Origin of the sequence: Streptomyces mesophilus (assembly GCF_040300965.1) — a bacterium.
Classification (GTDB): domain Bacteria; phylum Actinomycetota; class Actinomycetes; order Streptomycetales; family Streptomycetaceae; genus Streptomyces; species Streptomyces mesophilus_A.
Genome location: NZ_JBEPEW010000037.1, coordinates 55466 through 62184 on the forward strand (window position 1 = coordinate 55466; position 6719 = coordinate 62184).

Here is a 6719-nt window from a genome sequence, read left to right on the forward strand (position 1 = left end):
GACCATGACGGATGTGACGCGCGCCGAATACTGCGTGATCGCCTGCGCCGAGGCCTGGCGTGACAACGGCGAAGTGCTCGCCAGCCCCATGGGGCTGATCCCCGGTTTCGGCGCGCGCCTGGCCAAGCGCACCTTCGCTCCCGACCTGCTCCTGACCGACGGCGAGGCGATGCTCGTCGACCTGGACGGGACGGTGGAGGGCTGGCTGCCGTACCGCCAGCACCTCGCCATGGTCACGGGTGGCAAGCGGCACGTGATGATGGGCGCGAGCCAGATCGACCGCTACGGCAACCAGAACATCTCCTGCATCGGCGACTGGGAGCGGCCCAAGCGCCAGCTCCTCGGGGTGCGCGGCGCACCGGTCAACACGCTCAACAATCCGACGAGTTACTGGATCCCCAAGCACTCCAAGCGGGTCTTCGTCGAGCACGTCGACATGGTGTCCGGCGTCGGCTACCGGCGGGCCGCCGAGGCGGGCCCGAGCGCGACGCGCTACCACCGCCTCCCGCGCGTGGTCACCAACCTGGGGGTCTTCGACTTCGAGACCCCCGACCACGCGATGCGCCTGGCGTCCCTGCACCCCGGGGTCACGGTGGACGAGGTGGCCGAGGCCACCGGGTTCGCGCTGGTCGTCCCCGAGGACGTACCGCGGACGCGTGAACCTTCCGCGCACGAGCTGGAGTTGATCCGCGAGGTCATCGACCCGCGCGCGCTGCGGGACCGCGAGGTGCCCGCGTAATGGCTGTCACATCTCTGCAGACGGCTCTCACCCGCCTCGTCGGTGTCCGCCACCCCATCGTCCAGACCGGGATGGGCTGGGTGGCGGGCCCCCGTCTGGTGTCGGCCACGGCGAACGCGGGCGCGCTCGGCATCCTGGCCTCCGCGACGATGACGGTCGACCAACTGCGCACGGCGGTACGGGAGGTCAAGTCCCGTACGTCGGAGCCGTTCGGGGTGAACCTGCGCGCGGACGCCGGGGACGCGGGCGACCGGGTGCGGATCATCATCGACGAGGGCGTGAAGGTCGCGTCCTTCGCGCTCGCGCCGTCCAAGGAGCTGATCGCCGAGCTCAAGGAGGCGGGGGTGGTCGTCGTCCCGTCGATCGGGGCGCGGCGGCATGCCGAGAAGGTCGCGGCGTGGGGTGCGGACGCGGTGATCGTGCAGGGCGGTGAGGGCGGCGGGCACACCGGGGACGTGGCGACCACCGTGCTGCTGCCGCAGGTGGTGGACGCCGTGGACATCCCGGTCGTGGCGGCGGGCGGTTTCCACGACGGGCGGGGTCTGGTGGCCGCGCTCGCGTACGGGGCGGCCGGTATCGCGATGGGGACACGCTTTCTGCTCACCTCGGACTCGACCGTCCCGGAAGCGGTCAAAGCCCGCTATCTCGCCGCGACCGTCAAGGACGTCACGGTCACCAAGGCCGTGGACGGGCTCCCCCACCGCATGCTCCGCACCGATCTGGTGACCTCGCTGGAGAACGCGGGCCGCACCCGAACCCTCGCCCGCGCGGTGCGCCATGCGGCGGCCTTCCGCAAGCTGTCCGGGCTCAGCTGGCCGCAGATGGTCCGCGAGGGACTCGCGATGAAGCACGGCAAGGAGCTGACCTGGAGCCAGGTGCTGCTCGCCGCCAACACCCCCATGCTCCTCAAAGCGTCCATGGTCGAGGGCCGCACGGACCTCGGCGTCATGGCGTCGGGGCAGGTCGCCGGAGTGATCGAGGACCTGCCCTCCTGCAAGGAGCTGGTGGACCGCGTGCTGGCGGAGGCCGACGCGGTCCTCATGCGACTGCAAACGCAGTCACGTCCAGCCGCACCAGCGCAAGCGCAAGGCACCCTGCCGACACCAGGGTGATCCCTCTTCTCCGTAAGGGAGGAGCGTCATGCCCTTGACGAGACGCGCACTGCTGAGCACCACCGCCGCCACGGCCGCCCTCACTCTCACGGCGCCGCCTGCGAGGGCCCGCCAACAGCCGGGATCCGTACGCCACATCCCCCTCCAGGGCGCGGTCAACGTCCGCGATCTGGGCGGCTACCGCACCTACGACGGCGAACGGTTCCGGCACGGCCGCGTCTACCGCGCCGACGAACTCGGCAAGCTGACGGACGCGGACGTGACCACGCTCGCCGGGCTGCGTCTTGACCGGGCGATCGACTTCCGGGTCCCGTTCGAGATCCAGCAGAACGGCGCGGACCGGCTGCCGGCGGGGGTGACCGCGGTGGCCCGCCCGGTGAGCGACCTCGGCCTGTACGCCCAGCTCCTGGGGATCATCGGCTCCCGCGATCCGGTACGCCAGGAGGCCGCCCTCGGCGGCGACCGGGGCGCGGAGCTGATGCGCACGATCTACCGGGCGTTCGTCACGGATGCCACCAACCGCGACCGGTTCGCCGACACCCTGCGTGATCTGGCCCGGGCGCGCGGCCCGGTCCTCTACCACTGCACCTCGGGCAAGGACCGTACGGGCTGGACGAGTTACCTGCTCCTGCGCCTTGTGGGCGTGCCCGCGACGACCGCCTCCGAGGACTACCTCCTGTCCAACACGTACCGCGCCGAGGCCGACCGCCGTACGCGCGAGGGGATCCGGGCGCTGGGCCTGATGCAGAACCCGGATCTGCTGATCCCGGTCCAGGAGGTGCGGCCGGACTATCTGGAGGCCGCACTGGCACAGGCGCAGGCGGACTTCGGCGGGCTCACAGGGTACGTACGGGAAGGGCTCGGGCTGAACTGGGGGGTGATCGCGGCCCTCAGGGGGCGGCTGGTGGACTGACCCGGTCCCTCTCGCGACCCGCGGTCGCGACGGCCGGATCCAAGCCGGCCGCCTGCTCCGTGGGTGCGGGCTGCGCCACGGCCGCCTGCTCCGTGGGCGCGGGCGTCATCACCTTCAACCGCCGCTCGCTGCCCCGCATTTGCACGGCGGACAGCCCGGCCAGCACCCCGCCGAGCGCCAGCCAGCCGAGCGGGCCCGCCGCCATCACCGCACCGGTGATGAGCGGTGGGCCCGCGGACTTCTGCACGGACTGGGACATACCCGCCACACCCAGGTAGGCGGCGCGTTCGGTCACGGGGGCGAGGGAGACGGCGAGCTCCCAGGAGCTGACGGACCGCAGCAGCTCCGCGACCGTGACCACCACGGCCGTGACGACGAGCAGCACTCCGGCCCACAGCGCCGGGGCCTGGGCGGACAGCGCGAGCAGCCCGCAGCCCGCCGCGACCGCGAAGCCGTAACCGCGCAGGGCCCGCACCGCGCCCTGGGGCCCGTCGAAGCGTGCGGAGAAGGGAAGTTGCAGGAGCACCACCATCACCGTGTTGACCACGAGGAACACCGGAACCAGCAGATGCGGCGCGTCCGTGCAGGTCACCAGCCACAGCGGCAGGCCCACCATCAGGATCGTGTCGTCGAGGTTCAACGGGATGTCGAGCAAGGCGAATCGCAGGTACCCGCGGTCGCGCCAGGGACCTCGCCCGCCATGCGAACCCCCTTGCTCCACAGCCGTTTCGGCGAGCCCGGCCGGCGTGCGCCGCCGGGTGCACCGCACCAGCACCGCGGCCACGAGGAACGACAGCGCGTTCGCGAGAATCAGCGCCCGGTACGCCCCGAACGCGAGACCGATCGCCGCGATCCCGGCACCCAGCGCGTATCCGGCGTTCGCGACCGTACGGAACAGCGCCTGATACGTGCCCCGCCGCTCCCCCGCCACCTCGGTCGCGAACACCATCTCCAGGGTCTTCGCGGCCCGGTCACCGGCGAAGGTGGCGGCCACGACGGGCAGCAGCGCGGCGAAGCTGTCCAGGGCGAGAAGCAGCCCGACGGTCACGATCCGCAGCAGATGGCACGCGATCAGCAACGTGCGTACGGGGAAGGTCATCGCGAGCCGCCCGGCGAGCGGCGATCCGACGATCCCCGCGACGCCGGCGATCCCGATCAGCAGTCCGATCCGCGCGGCGTCGAGCCCCGTGACCACGGTGAAGTACAGAACGGACGAGGCGGCCCACACTCCGGTCCCCGTACGGTCGACGAACTGCCCGAACAGCATCAGCCGCGCATCCCGCCCACCGGGCGGCCGCCTCAACTGCCCGATCAGCCCGGTGCCGTTGCCCGAACGCCGCACATCTCCCCCGATTTATCTCGACATCAAGACACCACGGCAGTCTCACACCGAGAAATCTTGACGTCAAGAGAGTTTGGCGGGGGTCACACCTCGACCGGAGCTGGCGCGCGGGGCCGCTCCGGCTCCGGACGGGACTCCGTGAGGCCGAAGCGGACGTGCGCGGCCCGCATCCACGCCGGCGCCCACCAGTTGGCCCGGCCCGCAAGCCGCATGAACACCGGGACGAGCACCACCCGGATCAGGGTCGCGTCGACCAGGATCACCACCACCATGCCGACCGCCAGCATCTTCAGGAAGACGACCCCCGACGAGGCGTACGTGGCGAAGGATGCCGCCAGGATCACGGCCGCTGAGGTGATCAGCGGGCCGCTGCGTTCCAGGCCCAGCGCAACCGCCGCGGTGGTGTCGCCGGTCCGGTCGTACTCCTCCTTGATACGGGAGAGCAGGAACACCTCGTAGTCCATGGAGAGCCCGAACGCCGTGCAGAACATCAGGATCGGGATGGACGGTTCGATACTGCCGGTGGCCGTGAAGCCCAGCAGGCCGGACAGATGGCCGTCCTGGAAGATCCACACCAGCGTGCCGAACATCACCGCCAGGCTCAGTGCGTTGAGCACCATCGCCTTCACGGGCAGCAGCACACTGCCGGTCATCAGGAAGAGGATGAGGAAGGTCACGGCGAGGATCAGACCGAGGACCAGCGGCAGCCGGTCCGTCAACTCAGCACGGAAGTCGGCCAGTTCGGCCGGATAGCCGCCGAGGCGCGCGTCCTCACCGACCGTCGTACGGATGTCGGCGAGCACCCGGTCGACCTCGCGCTCGAGACCGTCGTGCGTGGCGATCACCGAGTACCAGGTGCCCTGCCCTCCCTCGAAGCGTTCCGACCAGGCGCCCGGTTCTCGGATCCTGCGGCCCTCGGCGTACGAGCCGGTGAGCGCGTCGACCTGGCGCACTTCGGGGATACGGGAGAGTGCGAGCGCACGCTCCTCGATCGCACCCGGTACGGCACCCGCGTCGAGTATCTGGATCGCGTCCATCTCCTCGGCGGCGAAGTTGTCCCGGATGTCCTGCTGGACGACCCGGCTGGAGGCCGACGGGGGCAGCACCCGCTCGTCGGGGGTGCCGAAGGTCAGGCCGAGCGCGGGTGCGGAGACGGTGAGCAGCACGGCAAGCGCCGAAACCCCGTACAGGACAGGGCGTTTCATCATCCGCAGCGCCGTCCGCCGCCACCACCCGCCGGCCCGGGGAACCTTGCGCCGGGCGATCCGGTGGCCGAGACGGGCGAGTGCGGCGGGCAGGATCACCAGCGCGGCGAAGACCGAGGTCAGCACGGTGCCGATGCCCGCGTACGCGAAGGAGCGCAGGAACGGGAACGGAAAGAGCAGCAGGCAGGCCAGGGACACGACCACGGTCAGTCCGCTGAAGGCGACCGTGCGCCCGGCGCGCGTCACCGACTCCCGTACGGCTTCGGGCACTTCGGCGCCGGAAGCCAGCGCCTCACGGAACCGGTTGATGACGAACAGGCTGTAGTCGACGCCGAGTCCGATACCCATGACGAGCGTGAGGTTGGCCGCGAAGGTCGAGACATCGGTGAAGAGAGTGACGATCCGCAGCAGCGCCAGCGTCCCGATGACCGAGAAGAGCCCCATGCCCAGGGTGAGCGCGGCCGCCGAGAAGCGGCGGTAGAGGGCGAAGAGCAGCAGGAGCACCAGCGGGATCACGATCAACTCGGCCCGCAGGAAGTCCGCACGGGCCTGCTCGGCGGCCTGTCTGAACACCTCGTCGCCGCCACCGACCCGGACTTCGACGAGCTCGCCGTCCCGGGTGAACTCCGGTGAGAACTCGGCCAGTTCCGCCCGCGCCTCCGTGACCGTGCCCGCCATCCGGGCGATCACCAGCGCCTGCCGGGCGTCCTCGGCGCGCATCACGGGCGAGTTGCCGCGGCTCCAATACGAGGCGGTCTCTGCCACCCCGCCCTGCCTGGCCAGCTCCTTCTCCAGCTCCCGTCCGGCCTCGGCGACCGCGGGAGTGTCCACGGTGCCTTCCTTGGCGGTGACCATCAGGAGCACCGACGGCGTGCCCGTGCCGAACTCCTTCTCCAGGACCGCTCGCGTCCGGACCGACTCCGAGCCGGGGCTCTCGAAGCGGCTGAGGACCAGCCTGTCCATGGTGCCGGCAGCCAGGACGAGGGCGAACAGGGCGAGGACGACACTCGCCCACAGTGCGCGGCGCGGACGGCGGGCGAGGGCGGACCCCAGGCGGGCGAGGGGATCGCGAGGTTGCACGGCAGGTCTCCTGTACGGGAGCGGGCCCCGTGGATACGGGAACGGTCGGCCCCACCTTCGACCGCACCGCTTCCAGAACCGCTGGAAGATCCGCGCGATGGACCCCTGGAGAGTCGGGAACTGTTCGGTGCCTGCCGGGAGTTGAGACTCGGAGACCGGCGACACCCGGCGACCAGGGGGAGCGATGTCCGGAGTCCTGCTGCGCGAACGACAGGGCGGCCACGACTGCCGCGTCGAGTCCTTCGCCCCGGCGATGCCGTACCGCCTGAAGGCCCTGACAGGGATCAACGACGGCTCGGGGATCGGCGGTACGACGCTGGCCAAGGTC

Annotated in this window: 5 protein-coding genes; 3 read left to right on the top strand and 2 right to left on the bottom strand. The window is 70.9% G+C overall.

What is annotated here, in order from left to right:
- The first annotated feature begins 4 nt into the window (after positions 1-4).
- Genes ABT367_RS16155 through ABT367_RS16165 form a run of 3 tightly spaced genes read left to right on the top strand, consistent with a single transcriptional unit; the run spans position 5 to position 2764 of the window.
- Entirely contained in the window at positions 5-739 is a 735-nt protein-coding gene (locus tag ABT367_RS16155) for a CoA-transferase subunit beta (RefSeq protein ID WP_352253730.1), read from the top strand.
- Between the two features lie 14 nt (positions 740-753).
- Complete coding sequence (locus tag ABT367_RS16160; protein WP_352253731.1) at positions 754-1851, top strand: NAD(P)H-dependent flavin oxidoreductase; 1098 nt, start codon at positions 754-756, stop codon at positions 1849-1851.
- Positions 1852-1879: 28 nt separating this feature from the next.
- The gene (locus ABT367_RS16165) at positions 1880-2764 is read left to right on the top strand and encodes a tyrosine-protein phosphatase (RefSeq protein ID WP_352253720.1); all 885 of its coding nucleotides are present in this window, start codon (positions 1880-1882) and stop codon (positions 2762-2764) included.
- On the opposite strand, the gene ABT367_RS16170 is transcribed toward ABT367_RS16165, so the two are convergent.
- Positions 2742-4106, bottom strand: a complete 1365-nt coding sequence (locus tag ABT367_RS16170) for an MFS transporter (RefSeq protein WP_352253722.1) — start codon at positions 4104-4106, stop codon at positions 2742-2744. The two genes, ABT367_RS16165 and ABT367_RS16170, sit on opposite strands and share 23 nt — an antisense overlap.
- 83 nt (positions 4107-4189) lie before the next feature.
- A complete protein-coding gene (locus ABT367_RS16175; protein ID WP_352253724.1) occupies positions 4190-6391 on the bottom strand; it encodes an MMPL family transporter in 2202 nt (733 codons plus the stop codon).
- Positions 6392-6719: the final 328 nt, after the last annotated feature.

Excerpts from the sequence above, each read along its gene's own strand:
- ABT367_RS16155 (WP_352253730.1), top strand. The coding sequence starts at position 5 with ATGACGGATGTGACGCGCGCCGAATACTGCGTGATCGCCTGCGCCGAG.
- ABT367_RS16165 (WP_352253720.1), top strand. The coding sequence starts at position 1,880 with ATGCCCTTGACGAGACGCGCACTGCTGAGCACCACCGCCGCCACGGCC.